At 61.9% G+C, this 16,742-nt stretch carries 15 protein-coding genes; 6 read left to right on the top strand and 9 right to left on the bottom strand.

Going from position 1 to position 16,742, the window contains the following annotated elements; translation table 11 throughout:
* Positions 1 to 2,219 (top strand): ATP-binding protein (locus AC3XYG_RS17080; protein ID WP_489141050.1); only part of this gene is annotated, 2,219 nt, incomplete at its 5' end.
* A 38-nt stretch (positions 2,220 to 2,257) separates the two neighbouring features.
* On the opposite strand, the gene AC3XYG_RS17075 is transcribed toward AC3XYG_RS17080, so the two are convergent.
* The 5 genes from AC3XYG_RS17075 to AC3XYG_RS17055 form a co-directional block, all read right to left on the bottom strand.
* Positions 2,258 to 3,259 (bottom strand): LLM class flavin-dependent oxidoreductase, encoded by a 1,002-nt coding sequence (locus AC3XYG_RS17075; protein ID WP_489141049.1) that lies wholly within the window; start codon positions 3,257 to 3,259, stop codon positions 2,258 to 2,260.
* A gap of 63 nt (positions 3,260 to 3,322) precedes the next feature.
* Positions 3,323 to 4,528, bottom strand: a complete 1,206-nt coding sequence (locus tag AC3XYG_RS17070) for an MFS transporter (protein ID WP_489141048.1) — start codon at positions 4,526 to 4,528, stop codon at positions 3,323 to 3,325.
* A gap of 83 nt (positions 4,529 to 4,611) precedes the next feature.
* Positions 4,612 to 5,370, bottom strand: a complete 759-nt coding sequence (locus tag AC3XYG_RS17065; RefSeq protein WP_489141047.1) for an SDR family NAD(P)-dependent oxidoreductase — start codon at positions 5,368 to 5,370, stop codon at positions 4,612 to 4,614.
* A 191-nt stretch (positions 5,371 to 5,561) separates the two neighbouring features.
* On the bottom strand, positions 5,562 to 6,017 hold the full coding sequence (locus AC3XYG_RS17060) for a winged helix-turn-helix transcriptional regulator (RefSeq protein ID WP_489141046.1): 456 nt from the start codon (positions 6,015 to 6,017) through the stop codon (positions 5,562 to 5,564).
* A gap of 531 nt (positions 6,018 to 6,548) precedes the next feature.
* The gene (locus tag AC3XYG_RS17055; protein ID WP_489141045.1) at positions 6,549 to 7,028 is read right to left on the bottom strand and encodes a MarR family winged helix-turn-helix transcriptional regulator; all 480 of its coding nucleotides are present in this window, start codon (positions 7,026 to 7,028) and stop codon (positions 6,549 to 6,551) included.
* A 332-nt stretch (positions 7,029 to 7,360) separates the two neighbouring features.
* On the opposite strand from AC3XYG_RS17055, the gene AC3XYG_RS17050 reads away from it, so the two are divergent.
* The 5 genes from AC3XYG_RS17050 to AC3XYG_RS17030 all read left to right on the top strand — a co-directional run bounded on the left by AC3XYG_RS17050 (position 7,361) and on the right by AC3XYG_RS17030 (position 13,203).
* Positions 7,361 to 8,140 (top strand): type 1 glutamine amidotransferase domain-containing protein, encoded by a 780-nt coding sequence (locus AC3XYG_RS17050; protein ID WP_489141044.1) that lies wholly within the window; start codon positions 7,361 to 7,363, stop codon positions 8,138 to 8,140.
* A 408-nt stretch (positions 8,141 to 8,548) separates the two neighbouring features.
* On the top strand, positions 8,549 to 9,415 hold the full coding sequence (locus AC3XYG_RS17045) for an enoyl-CoA hydratase/isomerase family protein (protein ID WP_489141043.1): 867 nt from the start codon (positions 8,549 to 8,551) through the stop codon (positions 9,413 to 9,415).
* Between the two features lie 224 nt (positions 9,416 to 9,639).
* Positions 9,640 to 11,100: a catalase gene (locus AC3XYG_RS17040; RefSeq protein WP_489141042.1), complete on the top strand. Its 1,461-nt coding sequence runs from the start codon at positions 9,640 to 9,642 to the stop codon at positions 11,098 to 11,100.
* 43 nt (positions 11,101 to 11,143) lie between these two features.
* Positions 11,144 to 11,809: an HD domain-containing protein gene (locus AC3XYG_RS17035; RefSeq protein ID WP_489141041.1), complete on the top strand. Its 666-nt coding sequence runs from the start codon at positions 11,144 to 11,146 to the stop codon at positions 11,807 to 11,809.
* Between the two features lie 260 nt (positions 11,810 to 12,069).
* Complete coding sequence (locus tag AC3XYG_RS17030) at positions 12,070 to 13,203, top strand: SDR family oxidoreductase (RefSeq protein ID WP_489141040.1); 1,134 nt, start codon at positions 12,070 to 12,072, stop codon at positions 13,201 to 13,203.
* A gap of 389 nt (positions 13,204 to 13,592) precedes the next feature.
* Here the strand turns inward: AC3XYG_RS17030 and AC3XYG_RS17025 are convergent, their stop codons facing one another.
* From AC3XYG_RS17025 to AC3XYG_RS17010, 4 genes are all read right to left on the bottom strand, one after another.
* Positions 13,593 to 14,057: a nuclear transport factor 2 family protein gene (locus AC3XYG_RS17025; RefSeq protein WP_489141039.1), complete on the bottom strand. Its 465-nt coding sequence runs from the start codon at positions 14,055 to 14,057 to the stop codon at positions 13,593 to 13,595.
* Between the two features lie 276 nt (positions 14,058 to 14,333).
* Positions 14,334 to 14,771, bottom strand: coding sequence for a DsrE family protein (locus tag AC3XYG_RS17020; RefSeq protein WP_489141038.1), 438 nt, complete (start codon positions 14,769 to 14,771; stop codon positions 14,334 to 14,336).
* Positions 14,772 to 14,853: 82 nt separating this feature from the next.
* Complete coding sequence (locus AC3XYG_RS17015) at positions 14,854 to 16,014, bottom strand: MBL fold metallo-hydrolase (RefSeq protein WP_489141037.1); 1,161 nt, start codon at positions 16,012 to 16,014, stop codon at positions 14,854 to 14,856.
* A 547-nt stretch (positions 16,015 to 16,561) separates the two neighbouring features.
* The coding region (locus tag AC3XYG_RS17010) for a hypothetical protein (protein WP_489141036.1) at positions 16,562 to 16,742 on the bottom strand (181 nt) is incomplete at its 5' end.

Genomic DNA, 16,742 nt, shown 5'->3' with positions numbered 1-16,742 from the left:
CCTATGTTCCCGCCGAAGACCCTTTGCCGGGCTTACTTTCCATTTTGGCCGATCGGCGGATCTGCCTCGTCCTCGACAGCTGCGAACATGTGATCAAGGCCGTGGCGGCACTGGCCGCCCGGCTCATTGGCGAGGCACCCCGTCTTCACCTGCTCACGACCAGTCGAGAGCCGTTGAGGGTCGCAGGCGAGCATATCCATCTCCTCCCACCCCTAGACGGACCGACAGACGAATTGCACCTGTCCGCCGCGGACACGCTGTCGTCGCCCGCCGGGCAACTGTTCATGGAACGTGCGGCTGCCAGCGGTTACAATCTGGCACTGAGCAACGCCGATGCGCCGCTGGTTGCCAGCATCTGCCGCCATCTCGACGGCATTCCCTTGGCGATCGAGATCGCCGCTAGTCGCGTTGGAGCCTTTGGGATTCGCGGGACAGCGGAACTCGTCAGCAACCCGCTCCGGTTGCTCTGGAAGGGTCGCCGGAATGCGGCACCCCGGCACCAGACCTTGGCCGCAATGCTCGAATGGAGCTATCATCTACTCCCCCAGAATGAGCGAAAGCTCCTCGATCGGCTGTCGGTGTTTTTTGGAGCCTTTACACTCGAAGCCGCCCAGTGGGTGGCTGGCGACAATGGCGCCTCAGACCCGCTGATCGCAGAAGCGATGGTGAGCCTCGTCGACAAGTCGCTCATCAAAATTTCGTCGGCAGAGAAGTCGATTTCCTATCGACTCCTCGACACGACACGCGCGTTTGCCGCGATCTTGCTCGAAGAGAGCGGTGATGGAGATGCCGTTAAGAAGCGCCACGCACTTTACCTATCAAATTTGCCGATAAATTCAAATTCGGCCGATATCATAGAATTTGAAGCACGAAAAGAAGGTGCATTCTCTTTCTACATCGGAAATATCCGCGCCGCACTCAAGTGGAGCTTCTCCGATCGAGGCGACGCGGCAATCGGAACCAAACTCGTGGCTCGCGTGGCCTCGCTATTTCTTTCTGCTTCTTTGCTTAGTGAGTGCCTTTATTGGTGCAAATGCGCCCTACGGGTACTTATAGAACAAAATGGCAATCCAGAAGAACAAATGGCGTTGCGGAAAGCGCTCTCTATAGCGAAGATGTATACGATAGGTCACAATGCAGAAGTCCATTCCGAAATCGAACGCGGGATCGATCTGGCAACTTCATCGGGAGATGTCGAACACCAACTGCATTTTCTAACGGGCTTAAGCCTCTTATATATTAGGCGCGCGAATTTCGAGGCCGCCTTGGCAACGTCCGAGCGCAACGCGGTGGTCGCCAAAAAATTTGGATTGCCGGGGATCATCGCGGCCGAGTGGAGGTTCGGCCATGCCCACCACATGGCTGGCAACCAGGCAGAGGCGCAACGGCACTGCGAAGCGGGATTTGACCTGGCGGCCGCGTCAGCCGAACTCCGGATCAATTTCTTCGGTTACGATCACCGGGTTCAAGCGTGTGTTATTCTTGCCCGAACGCTCTGGCTGCGTGGCTATCCTGATCGAGCGTCGAAAGCCAATCAGACCGCGCTCTACGAAATAGGGCAGTGTCGCCACCCTGTCACCCGTTGCATGGCACTTCTCGCCTTAGCCCCTTTGCTCTTGTGGAGCGGAGATCTTGACGGCGCTGCCGTGGCGCTCGACCAGGCGCTCAACGATTCAAGCAGGCACATCTTGCCCTGCTATGATGCCATCGGATTCGCCTTGCGGGGCGAGTTGATGATCCTCAAGGGTGCCGTGGCAGAAGGTATCGCACTCCTGGAGCCGTTAGTCGCCGGAATCGGGCCGAACAACTATCAGATCTCGGCGGCAGCCGCCTCTCGCACATTGGCGGAAGGTTTGGTGCGTTGCGGCCGGGTCAGCGACGCAAAAATTATTATTGAACGAGCAGTGGCGCGGCCCGCAACCTTCGAGTTGCCCGATCTTCTACGGGTCCAAGGCGTGATATCGCTGGCGGAGCCGCAGGCCAATGGCCAAATGGCGGAGAAGCTCTTTATCCGCTCGTTGGATCTGGCACGCAGCCAGTCGGCATTGGCCTGGGAATTGCGATCGTCGACAGCGCTCGCCCGCCTTTGGGCAGATCAGGGGCGCATCGAGGCTGCCCGCGATGTGTTGGCGGACGTCTACCAGCGCTTCACCGAAGGATTCGGGTCGCCAGATCTGAGAATCGCTCTGGAGCTCCTGACCGATTTGCAGGCGCGATAAGAGGACAGGCGCCTTACGGCAATCGCGTTGGCCACAGGTCAGGCCAAGCGTCCATCGAGCCAGTCGGCCGCCTCGCGGATGAGCTCGTAAGACCTTCTGCGCGCCGGATGGTCGTAGACCTCGGATACAACCATCAGTTCGTCAGCGCCGGTCTCGGCGACGAGTGCCTTCAATCCGGCACGGACCGTGGCGACGGACCCGATGATGGAGCGCTCCATCATCCGCAGCACCTCGGCGCGCTCCCACGCATCCCAATACGTGTCGATATCATCGATCGGCGGCAGCGTCTTCAGCGAGATCCTGCGCAGCAGGTGCACGAAGGACATGAGTTGCGAGGTGCGCAGGCGCGTCGCCTCCTGGTCCGTCTCTGCCGCGATCACGTTGACGCCGATCATGGCGTAAGGGCGATCGAGCTTGTCGCTCGGCTTGAAGCCGCGCCGATAGAGGTCGAGCGCCGGCAGCAGGAGTTCAGGCGCGAAATGCGACGCAAAGGCGTAGGGCAAGCCGAGCGCCGCGGCGAGTTGTGCGCCGAACGTGCTTGAACCCAGCACCCACACCGGCACGTGGGTGCCCGCCGCCGGCACGGCCTGGAGCCGCTGGCCTTCATGAGCCGATTCGAAATATGCCTGGAGTTCGACAACGTCCCTTGGGAAGTCGTCAGGGCTCTCCAGCGAACGTCGGAGCGCCCTCATGGAAATCTGGTCACTGCCCGGCGCGCGGCCGACACCAAGATCGATGCGGCCGGGATACAAGCTGGCCAGCGTGCCGAAATGCTCGGCGATGACCATTGGCGCATGGTTCGGCAGCATGACGCCGCCGGCGCCGACCCGAATGGTGGTCGTGCCCGCGGCGATGTGGCCGATCACGACGGATGTGGCTGCACTTCCGACGCCGTCCATATTGTGATGTTCGGCAATCCAATAGCGCGTGTAGCCGAGCTTTTCCGCCTGCCGCGCCAAATCGACGGCGTTGTCGAGAGACGTGCGCGCCGAACCGTCGCGGGAGATTCTGACGAGGTCCAGTATCGAGAGTCTGGTCACAGGCTTTTCCGATCGCAGCTGCGGCAGGAGAGATGGCCCATCGCAACCGCGAGAGGCCCAGGGTCAGTTCGATCCGGCCGGCCGGTCCACTCGGCCGACGGCGAAGACCATGATCACGGCGAGTGCCAGAATCCCCGCGCCGAACCACATCGAACTGTGCAGGTTGATGTGATTGACGGCCAGGCCACCGATCAGCGAGCCCGTCCCGATCGAGAGCTGAAAGAAGCTGGTGTTCATTGCCTGGGCTGCCTCGGCGGCATCCCGGGTGGCGTTGAACAGCCAGAGCTGGGTGCAGACCGGAGCCATGCCCCAGGCCAGAGCCCAGATCATCACGCTGATACCAACGAGCACGACGTTGGTGGCGAAGAGCGCAACGCCCGCGAGCGACAGGAGGAAGATCACGACCGTCGCGACGACCGTCGCGTGAAGATTGCGTCCCGACAGAGCCCCGCCAACGAAGTTCCCGACGACCGCCATCACGCCATAGGCGAAGAGGATGCTGTTCAGGACGCCGTTGTCCACGCCGGTGATTTGCTCGAGATACGGCGTGATGAAGGTGTAACCGGCGTACTGGCCGGCGACGATGAACAGTATCGTCAGAAAAATGCTCCGGATCTTCGCCGATCGCAGCAGACCAAAGAACTGCTTGATGTTGACGCCGTGCTTCATCGCGATCTTCGGCAGGAACAGAAGCTGCGCAAGGGCGACCGCCACTGCGAGCACGCTGGCGGCGACGAAGGCGATGCGCCAGTCGGAATGTGCTCCGATGTAGGACCCGGCAGGCACTGCGACGACCGAGCCGACCGAGATGCCTGCGAACACCAGCGATGATGCGGCGTGCACACGATCTTCAGGCACGAGCTTGGCGGCAGCCGTGACGGAGATTGCCCAGAAGCCGCCGATCGCGAGACCAAGGACGATCCGCGCCAGCAGCAGCACGGCGAAGTGCGCCGCGATCGAGGATGCGATGCTGGCGACGACCAGCAGGGCGGTCAACCCGAGGAGAACGAGCCTGCGGTCGAGCCGTCCAACGGCCATGGCCGTGACCGGTGCGGCGATGAAGGCGAACAAGGCCGTCGAGGTCACTGTCAAACCGGCCGTCCCCTCCGAGATGCCGAGGTCGCGGCTGATGCCCGGCAGCAACCCGACGGGAAGGAACTCGGTCACGACAAGAGCGAAAGCGCCGAGGGCAATAGCCCAGACGCCAAGCCAAGAGTGCCCGGTTGAAGCGTCCGGCGCGGCGGATGCGGAAGTGATGGACGATGCCATGGGTACGTTCCGAGGATTGGAGCCGGCCGGTTCCGGTAGGCTCGCTGGGGGAACTGGGGTTCGAGGCGAGGCCGAGGAGGAGCTCAGAAGCTTTCCTTGAAGGGCCGAAGATCAATTTCCTGCGTCCAGGCGGACCTGGGTTGACGATGGATCTGCCAATAGGTCTCGGCGATCGCGTCGATGTCGAGGAGGCCGTCGTCGCCGCGCTGCTGGACAACGTCGGGCATCAGCCGCCGGAGGCGGTCACCATCAATGCCTCCGTCGATGATCGAATGGGCGACATGGATGCCCTCGGGGCCGAATTCGCGAGCCATGCTCTGGCTGATCATCCGCAGGCCGGCCTTGGCGGCCGCGAAGTGGGCGAAGTTCGATCGACCACGAAGGCTGCCCGATGCGCCCGTGAAGATGATCGTGCCACGGCCGAGCGGCACCAGATGGCGGGCCGCCTCGCGACCGACGAGGAAGCCGCCATAGCAACCCACCCGCCAATAGTCCTCGAACTGCCCGGCAGTGATTTCCCGGAAGGGGATACGGGCATTGTTGCCGGCGTTGAATACGACGACGCTCGGCCTTTCTCCCTCGGCACGCGAGAAGGCATGCACAAAGAGGTCGCGCACATCTTCCTCGCTGGTCGCGTCCGTCTGGATCGCCTCTGCTGATCCAAGGGCGCTTCGCACCGACGCTGCGACCTTGTCGATCTTCGTCGCCGTCCGGCCAGCGACAAAGACATGAAAGCCCTCCCGGGCAAAGCGGCGGACGACAGCCGCACCAAGTCCATTCTCCACCCCCACGCCAACGACGATCGCTGCCGGTCGCGTGGTTGAAGTCGCGATGTCGGTCATTGCGGCTTTTCCATCTGGTTCTATAACGAGACCACATACGTGGAGTATGCGGTCTCGTCATTCAACCAAAAAATGGCTCACTTTTTAAAAACCCCGCCAAGAGCACGTGTCGGCATCATGCGCCCACGACCTGGACGCGGTGGTGGCGGCCTTGCGCCCAAGCGATGCGGGAGCTGTTGCTGCCTGGCCCGTCAGCGAGAATGGGCGACGAGCGTATCGTCGGCTTTCAGCAGTCGTCCGTCCTGTGAACGCAGTTCGAGCTTGCCGACCGGCCGCCCCCTCTCGCGATCCACCAGGCGCGCATCCGGCGTGACTCCCGGGTCGAAGAGATACTCTTCACCCCATTGTCGAAGCCCGACCATGACGGGAAACAGAGCCTTGCCCTTCCGGGTCAGCGCATACTCCTGATAGGCGCTGCCATCCGAGGCAGGAGCGACGCCGAGGACGCCGGCCGCGACCAGGTCTCGCAGCCGGAGGGAAAGGCGGCTCTTCGGAATTCCCAGGCTCTTCTGGAATTCGCTGAAGCGACGGACGCCGTCGAATGCGTCTCGTAGAATCAACAGGGTCCACCAATCACCAAGAGTGTCGAGAGCCCGTGCAATCGCGCAGGGGGATGCCTCGAAGCTTTTCCGTTTCAGCTCACTCACTCCTGACCCGAGAACACCGACGCACTTCGCCGGGCAGGCCCCGGCCATCTGCATCGACGTATATGAGGACGCTAGTGGTCTAATAACAAGACCACTGCAAACCTCAACTCTCAGCAAATGGCCTCATCTTTGAACCATTTGGCGAGATCGCCACGGCACGACTCACATGAGCGGCCAAGCGTGAGTATCGCTCGAAGCACCGATCCAGTCGCTGCTGCTTCGGCAGCCATGACGCTTGTCACGCCCGCCTCGATCCTGATGCCGAGCATGTCACCTGGCGCCCGGCGATGCTCTCGAGTCAGTCATCCCTCGCTCGAACACGGTCTTTTCGGACGCGATCCTTCTTTAAATCCCATCCGCCTTCGCCACCATCATCCACGACACGGACAACAGGGACGTGCCGGGGCTCGTCGCTCCTGCCCGATCGTCCTGCCTGACCTTCGGCATCGTCCCCAACCAGCCATGGGCATCGCTGGCGGCGGATTTCTGGTTCCACGGGACGCGCTGGGTGGAACTCGACGGGCAAACGCTCTAGCGATCCTCTTCCCGCACACCGCCCGTTCGAAAGGCGCGTTCAAAATCGTCCGAGGCCAAGAAGCTCAGCACCGCGCGCAGCTCGGCCGCTTTTTCAACGCCGAAGGCGGCTTCAAAACTGTCCTGGGCCCGCTTCCACAGCACCATCGCCTCTTCGAACTTGCGCTCGCCGGCTTCCGTAAGGCGAACACGCCGGGCACGGCGGTCATTGGGATCGACGGCGAGTTCCAAGAGCCCGCTTCGTTCGAGCGGCTTCAACGTGTGGCCCAACGCCGACAGGTCCATGACCATGTCTTCGGCGAGTTCGCGCATCGTCGGCTCACCAAGAGCCACGAGATGCGTCAGCAGGCCAAGCTGCGTTGCGCGCAGACCGCTCGGCGCGACGATGCCGTCATACAGCTGCCCCATCCTGCGCGTCGCCTGTCGCAGGACCGTGTTGTTGCAGTAGTTGGGATCAGCGCTCGCCTTCTTCTTCAACCCGATGGTCTCCACCTTTGCAGGCGCTCGGCGGCGCAAATGCACCCCTTTCCATAGTCCAGAATCCGCGCCTTGACAAGATACAGGCATATGCCATAAACGGATTGAAGGCATATGCCTGTTTATGGATGTGGGACTCCTCGGCGCATCGGGGGCTGGCGCGGGCGGATCCATGCCCCGGCGCAACGAGACCCGGTCACGGCGGACCTCAGCACGAAGGAAAGCATGATGAGCATTGTGAAAATCGGCGGCGCCCTTCTGGGCATGGTTCTCGCTATGGCAGCGCCCGCCACCGCGCTCGCACAAAGCAAAGGCAAGGTGCTGGTCTGGTCGTGGTGTCGAGCGCCCATGAACTCGAACTCCGAGACGGGAAGGCCTACACGACCGGCTACTTCCTCAACGAGCTCGCCATCCCGCTGAAGCAGATTCAGGACGCCGGCTACACGCCCGTCTTCGCCAATCCGAACGGCGACACGCCGCAGATGGATCCGAACTCGAACAACAAGATCTTCTTTGGGGGCGAGGATGCCAAACGCGCGGAAGCCGAGGCCTATATCAGCAAGCTTGAAGGCCTGAAGCGTCCATTGCGCCTGTCGGCGGTCCAGTCCACGGGCATCAATGGCTATATCGGCGTCTTCATCCCCGGCGGCCACGCCCCGATGCAGGATCTGCTGCAGGATCGTTCGTTGGGCCAGATTCTGCGGGCGTTCCACGAACGCGCGCTTCCCACGGGCATCATCTGCCATGGCCCGGTGGCGTTGCTCTCCACGCTTTCCGATCCCCAGGCTTACCGTCGCGCTCTGGCGACGGGTGACACAGCTCAGTTGCAGTCACTCAGCCGGGGCTGGGCCTATGCCGGCTACCGCCTGACGGCCTTCTCCGCCGCGGAGGAAAAGCAGGTCGAAGGCAATGTGCAGCTGGGCGGCTATGTCTTCTTCTACGCGGATGAGGCGCTGGCGGCGGCGGGCGCGGTTGTCCAGAACGCGGCTCCGTGGGCCAGCCACGTCGTGGTCGATCGCGAGCTGATCACCGGCCAGCAGCCCATGTCTGACACGGCGTTCGGAAATGCGTTCGTCCAGGCCCTGAATACGCAGGTCGCCCAGGCGAAGTGATCCCGATCGGTCCGATCCGGCACAGGCCGGGTCGGACCACCGGCGTGCTTGGGGGGAGCCGCCTGGCTGACCGCAAGGCATACCGACCGCGCCGCCCAAAATCCGAGTGAACCCATTCGATTGATCAGGGGTGTAGATCGCAAGAATCGTCCGTGCCGAGCTCATCATCATTGGTTTACTGGACAGCTTTTCGCCAACTTACAAGACTTAACACGCATTGCGGCGACCCGACGCCTACCATGGTCTTTAGCAGAACCGAACAGTCTGCGAACGACTTCTTGGCCCAGCCTGATAGTCGACAGGAGCAGGTATCGGTCGTGCAAGGCGGTGAGATCCACACCAGTTTGCCCCGCATCCCGTGCCTTCCCCCTGCCCTGGATATCCATGACCAGTTGAGGGAGCATACAGATGGCCAGCAGCAATCGGTTGACAATCGCCAAGGTCACGCCCGCCTATTGGCGTGTGACGATCAACAATCCGCCGATCAATCTCTATGATCCGGAGATGTTCGCCGAACTCAATATCCTTATGGACAAGCTCGATACGGATAGAGAGGTGAAGGTCGTCGTCTTCGAAAGCGCGAACCCGGACTATTTCATTTCCCACTACGATCTGGAACGGGGAGAGGTCATCCCTGACCAGCCCGGCGCCGCCGAGTTCAGCGCGTGGCCGAAATTCGTCACTCGCCTCGCCCAGTCGCGCGTCGTCAGCGTTGCAAAGCTGCGTGGCCGGGCGCGTGGCCACGGCTCGGAACTGGCCCTGGCCTGCGATATTCGCTTCGCTTCCAAGGAGAGAGCAATCCTGGCGCAGGTCGAAGTCGGCGTGGCCGTCGTCCCCGGTGGTGGCGCGACCGAGTGGCTGTGTGCTCTCGCGGGGCGCTCACGCACGCTTGAAATCATCTGCGGCGCCAATGATTTCGACGCCGATACGGCAGAAAAATATGGCTGGGTGAACCGATCGATCCCCGACGCTGAGCTTGACGCGTTCGTCGACGACTTCGCGCACCGTGTCGGGAGCTTCGAGCTGCGCGCCCTCGAGCTGGCGAAAAAGCTCGTGAACGCCCGCTCCGGTGTTCCATCCGAAGCAGACCGTTGGGGTTCGAACCAGTCCTTCATTGGCACGACCACCTGGCCCGAGACGCAGGCGCTCATCGGCAGGCTGATGGAGAAGGGTCTGCAGAAGGATGGGGACTTCGAGCTCCGTCTCGGACATCACGTGGGCAATATGAGCCGTCCAAGCCAGCATCCCTCATTGTCCCAACTACACCGACTGTGAGGTCGTGCGTCAGGCAGATGCTTTTCACGGTCTGCCTGACGCATATCGCCGCTGGCGAACACCGTGACGCACGAACCGCCGGCGTCGTGCCCGAAGAAGAAGCGCGGGCCCCGCCGTACCTCCGACCGGACGGGTGACCCGGTCGGAGGGCCCGGCCTGGATTGTCCCGTCGAGCGCGGACTCGGGCTCGCGTCGCAATCGTGGATCCACTGCGCGAGGTTGCTATGGTTGACCATACTCCACCCTTCACCAACGCGACCGGCGCCCCGGTTGCCGACAACACCAACATCCTGACCGCCGGCCCGCGCGGCCCGGCCCTGCTGCAGGATGTCTGGCTGATCGAGAAGATGGCGCATTTCGACCGGGAGGTGATCCCGGAGCGCCGGATGCACGCCAAGGGCTGGGGTGCCCATGGCACCTTCACCGTCACCCAGGACATCAGCCGCTACACCCGGGCCAATATCTTCTCGGAAGTCGGCAAGCAGACGCCGCTGTTCGTCCGGTTCTCGACCGTCGCCGGCGAACGCGGGGCGGCCGACGCCGAACGCGACATCCGCGGCTTCGCGGTCAAGTTCTACACCGAGGAAGGCAACTGGGACATCGTCGGCAACAACACGCCGGTTTTCTTCTTCCGCGACCCGCTGCGCTTCTCCGACCTCAACCACGCGATCAAGCGCGACCCGCGGACCGGGCTGCGCAGCGCCGACAACAACTGGGATTTCTGGACGCTGCTGCCCGAGGCGCTGCACCAGGTCACCATCGTCATGTCGGAGCGCGGCATCCCGAAGAGCTTCCGCCACATGCACGGCTTCGGCAGCCACACCTACAGCATGATCAGCGCCGCCAATGAGCGGGTCTGGGTGAAGTTCCACTTCCGGTCGCAGCAGGGCATCGACAACCTGAGCGATGCCGCGGCCGAAGGCCTGGTCGCCAAGGATCGCGAAAGCCATGGCCGCGACCTGCTGGCCGCGATCGATGGCGGCGATTTCCCGCGCTGGACGCTGTCGGTCCAGGTGATGACGGAACAGCAGGCCAAGACCCACCGCCACAACCCGTTCGACCTGACCAAGGTCTGGCCGAAGGCGGATTATCCGCTGATCGAGGTCGGGGTGATGGAGCTGAACCGCACCCCCGACAACTTCTTCGCCGAGGTCGAGCAGGCCGCCTTCTCACCCGCCAATGTGGTGCCGGGCATCGGCTTCTCGCCCGACAAGATGCTGCAGGCCCGGCTGTTCTCCTATGGCGACACCCAGCGCTACCGGCTCGGGGTCAACTTCAACCACATCCCGGTGAACGCGCCGCAATGCCCGTTCCACAGCTATCACCGCGACGGCGCAATGCGGACGGACGGCAATCTGGGCGGTACGCTCTCCTATCACCCCAACAGCGCCGGGCTGTGGGCGAACCAGCCCGACTTCTCCGAACCGCCGCTGCCGGTCGACGGCCCGGCCGATCATTGGGACCATCGCGTCGACGACGACCATTGGGAGCAGCCGGGCAATCTGTTCCGGAAGATGAGCCCGGCGCAGCAGCAGTTGCTGTTCGAGAACACGGCGCGGGCCATGGGCGACGCCCGGATCGAGATCAAGCAGCGGCATGTCGCCAACTGCCGGCGCGCCGACCCCGCCTATGGCGACGGCGTGGAAGCCGCGCTTGCCCTGCCAACCTATCCGACCACTGGGTAAGCCGTGTCCAGCTGATCGATCTCACCTCAATGGAGATATCCCTATGACGACGATCGACGGAATCACCATTCCGGATAGCAATCTGTGCCGAGATATCACTGAACTCGTGCGCGATACCGAATCGGAATTGCTGTTTCACCATTCGAGCCGAGTCTATTACTTCGGCGCTCTGACGGGCCTGCGCCGCGGGTTCAACTTCGACCGCGAGCTTCTCTATGCAGGCGCGATGTTCCATGACATGGGACTCACGCCCCAGCACAGCAGCCAGACCGAGCGCTTCGAGGTCGATAGCGCCAACACGGCTCGCGCCTTCCTCAAGGATCGAGGCATCGCCGCAAGCGATCTCGACTTGGTCTGGACAGCCATTGCGCTGCACACCACGCCCGGCATCCCCGTGCATATGCACCCGGTCGTCGCCTTGGTCACAGCCGGAGTTGAGATGGATGTGCTGGGTATCGCCTATGAGGAATTTCAGGACGCCCAACGCGAACAGGTTGCGCATGCCCATCCTCGTACACCGGATTTCATGGAGAACATTATCCAGGCCTTCTACGATGGAAACAGGCATAGGCCGGACACGACCTTCGGCAACGTCAATGCCGATGTACTCGCCGACAAAAATCCACATTTCGCCCGTGTCGACTTCTGCAGCGTGATCCGTCAATCCCGCTGGAAGGGCTGGAGGCACGGCGCAGCTATCCGGCGATAGGTCCGCCGCGATGGACCTGGCCAGCCAGCGACAGCTCCGGCGCAGTCGCGAGCTGGCCGGAGCCGCCATCAAAGGCCGACGCTGGCCGGCGATCCGTTTGACGGCAAGGCCGCCCGGAGCGCTTAAGCGTCTCAACTCATCCTCATGTGGCCAACACCGGCACGCGCACCAGCCTGCTTGCGGGGGCGACGACGACATGTCGATCCACCCTCCATTTCCCTGCAGATCGAAGCACCGAGCCGACAATACGGGAGGAAGAGATGACCGACCTTCCGTCGCCCTCCGGCGACGGGCAAGTCCGTATCCCCGGAGGCCGGAGCGGAAATGCTCCCAATCCCGCACGGATCCACGAACTTGGCTTGCCCCTCATCGCGAGGATGTTGACGTCCGGCAGCGATCGGATGGCCATTCGACTGTCCCTGGAATGGCAGGACGAGGGCGGCGCCTGGTTGCGGGCATCGTGGTCCCGCGCGTCCGGCGATCGCCGGCGGCCCTGTCGGCAGTCTCCGGACGGTGACCCGATCAAGGCCCAGGGCCGGCCTCCGGTCACGATTGGAGAGCTGATCGCCGGCATCGTCTCCGGGCCGAACCAAGCCACCCATTCGGACGCACTCCGCAGCACGTCGTTGATAGAGGGGGTGCGTCCGGGCACAACAGATCCAGAGATCCGGAGATCGGCTGTCGTCGCCGGCGGCACACGCGGGATCAGAGCGGCCATCGTCCGGCGCCTCGTCCAGGACGGGTTCGCTGTTGCCATCAACTACGCCCAATGCGCCGATGACGCCCGAAGACTGGCAGACGCGATGACGCAGGCCGGCGGCCGGGTCATCGTGGTGCAGGCGGATGTCAGCGATCCAATGGCCGTCACTGAACTCTTCGACGCCGCGCGGTCGGCCTTTGGAGGGGTGGACGTCCTGGTCAACAACGCCGGCATCCTGAAGACCTCCCCCATCACCGCCGGTAACGACGCGCTGTTCGAAAGCCGGATGGCGGTCAACCTCAAGGGCACGTTCAATACCCTTTGTGAGGCGGCACGGGCTCTGCGCGACAACGGCCGCATCATCAACGTCATGTCAAGCGGCGCCAGCCTGTTCCAGCCCTGCGATGCCGTCGACGCTGCGATGACCGCGGGTGTCGAAGCGATCACCCACATCCTCAGCATTGAGCTGAGAGACCGCAACATCACCGTCAATGCTGTGGCCCCCGTCCACCCCACGACCGCCCTATTCCCGGACGGAGAACCGATGGGTTTCGCCGATCGCCTGGCGAGCATTCCACCGATCGGGCGGCTGGGCACACCCGCCGATATTGCCGCGGCTGTCGCCTTCCTCGCAGCTCCAGACAGCGGCTGGATCAACGGGCATATCCTTCGCACAAATGTCATTGTCCCCTGACGGCGTAAGGATCAGCGGAGCTGATCCGGCTCTCCTGGTTGCGATGTCAAGCATCGCCCCGATGATGACTGAGACGTTGCGGCGTCCCAGCGGCGTCACCCGCCGGCGGCCCGGCGCTCATGGCGATCGGAGACGGGGTGGAGCCCCTCTTTCGCCAATGATGCGAGGGGACGGCGCTCCCCGGCGCCTTCCTGTCCAGGCATGCCGAATTCGCCCGCGGGGCCTCGGGCCCGGCGGACGCTGATAGCAGTAGGCATTCGGCACCGAGGGGGGGCAACGCGTCCCGGATCCTGGAGCGTCTCGAGCGGGCAGAGACCGAGGAGCGCTTCAAACACTCGGGCGCTCTGGCCACATTGTTCGCCCCCCATCTTCGGCTGTTCGATGGAAACTTAAAAGCCGAGATCGCTCAGGCTTGGGTGATCATCTGGCCGGCGGCCGAGGGGCCAATGGTATTTTCGGTCTGCCTCGGTGATCGGAAGATCGTTAATGCTGGCGACACGGTGGCGCATCAGGCCATCCGGATCGAATTCCCAATTCTCGTTGCCATAAGCGCGGAACCAGTCACCCCCTTCGTCATGATATTCATATGCAAAGCGGACGGCGATACGGTTTTCCGAGAAGGCCCACAGCTCCTTTATCAACCTGTAGTCGAGTTCAAGGGACCATTTGCGTGAAAGGAATGCTTCGATAGCGAGCCGACCGAAAATGAACTCCGATCGATTGCGCCACAAGCTGTCCGACGAATAGCCGAGGGCAACGCGCGCCGCGTCGCGGCTGTTCCAACCATCTTCAGCCAAGCGAACCTTTTCGATCGCGCTCGCCTTCGTAAAGGGCGGCAGAGGGGGGCGTGACATTGGAACCGTCTCCACAATCAATTGGGGAACCACACAGCCCCAACGTGGCTGCATGGGGGCGCCTTCTCCGGCTTCGCTCGTGACCGGGAATCGCGCGGCCGAGGGCTTGGCCTATGACCATGCCCCGCAAGCTCTATGATCCACCGCTCTGAGTTCGAACCGGATGATGGCGGCCTGGCGCATTTCGTCACCCGTGCACCATCGCCGAGTCGACGACGCCGGCCGCCATCGTCCAATATTCGTGCTCGGCCGAATGCTCCGACCGAACGCCGATCTTCATTCCGTGATTTTCACGAACCCGTCCTGGACGAGCTGTATCGTTCTCGCCATGGCGTCGGTGTTGACCGCGATCCCGGGCAGAAGATCGGCATTTCCCCAATTGTGAGTTCTTGCCGTTGCGCCGCACAGCTCAACCCGGACACCACGGCTCATCAAATCTGTTATGAGTTCCCTATAGGGATTGCCGGTGGAGATGTTCCGATCGGCGTTGTAGGCGACGTCATGCAATGTCGCATGGCCGGCGTTGGTATGGAAAACGGCGATAATTTCCGTGCTGGCAGCCCAGTCGGCGGCATCGTTCTCGATCAGCTGGAGATGAAACACCGAAGCGGGAAGATCACCCTCGAACGTCAAGGCGCCGATGCTGAATACCGCCTTCACTTCGTCCAGAGTCACCGGAATATCGATGTGGAGTGGATTTGCCGGAATGGCCATGTCGAGCTCCCATATTGAGATCGGAACCACTTATGTGGCTTGGCAGGATTCACGTTGCGGAAGCCGGATGATTATTTTCCATTCAGACACCCTGATAGACCAGCCAGGTGAAGAGATCCGGGGTGATGACGAATTGCCCCCATTTTGCGTCGAACTTCGCTGTCGGCTTGGCCGTAATCACTTCATCGAGCGATCGACCTTGCCGTTTGAGCTTCGTGACGCTCTCGCGGATCGCCACAAGCATGTCGTGAAACTCCACGAGCTCCGCCTTCCTGCTGACTGGGCTGCCGTGCCCGGGGATAACAATCGTCTTGTTGGTGACGGCAGCGACATTCCGCTCAGCCGCCCCGATTGACCCGTCTATGCTTCCACCCGTCGAATAGTCGATGAATGGATAAATACCGTTCCAGAAAGTATCTCCACAGTGTAAAATATCAGCTTCCGGAATAGTGACCGAGATATCGCTGTCCGTATGTGCCGGTCCATAGTATTTCAAAGCGATAGTGGAATTGTTCAGGGACAACGTCATTTCGTCGGAAAACGTCTCGGTCGGGACGGCGGCCAGAGGCGATGACGGAAAATTGAAATCCCAATCCTCCACCCTCTGCGCGGCGAGGAGGTGCTTGTGGGTGTTCTCGTGGCCGACAATCGCAGCCCCCTCCTCGCTCATCCACCGGTTGCCGTCGGTATGGTCGAAATGCCAATGCGTGCTGACGAGAAGTTTGATCGGATCGCGGCTGAGGCTGTTGGCCGCTTCCAGGATACGCGGCCGCGACGGCGTAATCCCGGCATCGATGAACACCTTACCGTCGGAACCGGTCAACACCGCGATGTTGCCGCCAGAGCCTTCGAGGATGCTCACATTGCGGCGCAGCTGATGGATTGTGATCGGAGTCTTGGCAGCATAGTCCCGGATCAGATCGACGATATTGCGTGCCTCCGCGTAAGCGTCCCGTGGGCGTAGCCAGCCCCCGGTCACGGACATGCCGGCAACAGCAGCGCAGCAGGTGCAGAAGCTCCGCCTCGAAAAGGCGCGCCGATAAATCGAGGACACGGGCGAGTCCGCCGCCTGCAGCGGGATATCCGATGCAGACAGGCCCCTCTTTATCGATGAAGAAGGGCCTGCAGAGCAGGCTTCGGCCCCAACATCGGCGGAACGCGCTCGCCCCCTCCCCTCAGGGATCTCCGGACCACCGGGATATTGAGATGAATTCCGTTCGCCGAGCGTCCTGAGCGTGGTCATGATTTCGTCCTCTGAATGATCGGGGATCAATTTCTGCTGCTGCCTTTGCAGAAGTCGCGGACTTGAGACGCCCCGAAGCAAAGAGAGGCGCCGGCGTCTCCGGCAGCACGCCGTGGCGGCCCTGCCGACAGCCGTTGAGTTGCTCCATGACGACTATCCAGTCACGTATGCTTTTCTCACTTGCCTGGCTTCCGATTGAGAGGCCTTCAACGGCTTGTAGCCGGATAATGTTCGCAATTCGGATATGGCGTGAGTTTACTGTTGCAAAATAATGTAAAACTCGGCGCTGCTCTGCCGACTTTGGTCGGAGGCCTGATCTCGAAGGCCGCATATACACGCCCCCAGATCCACGCCCGCACCGACACCCAGCCATCCCTTCACCCCAAATTTGTTGTGCGCTGCACCATTGAAAATGGCGGGCGCAGTCATATTTTAAAGTTGAGCACTCAACCAATGAGATCTGCCTATGCCTGCTTTCCGCACAAACGACGTCGCGCTCATGCTCGGCAGCAATGGGGATGCAAGCCCCCCAGCCCGGCTGATCGCCTCAACGATTCGCGCCGTGACGATAATTCGTCATCTCGCGTTGATGGCATCCATGTCGGCGGCAGCCTCCGGCTTCACAATCTGCGGGCGCATGGATTCCAACTAAGGCTCGTAATGCGTCACTTTTTTTTAAGGCAAGCATGACTACCGGATTTTTCTGCCGCCGGCTGCAATTCGCGAGA

Source organism: Inquilinus sp. (assembly GCF_057815775.1).
Note: the sequence above shows the minus strand (reverse complement) of the source record. Positions and strands in the feature narration are given on the sequence as shown.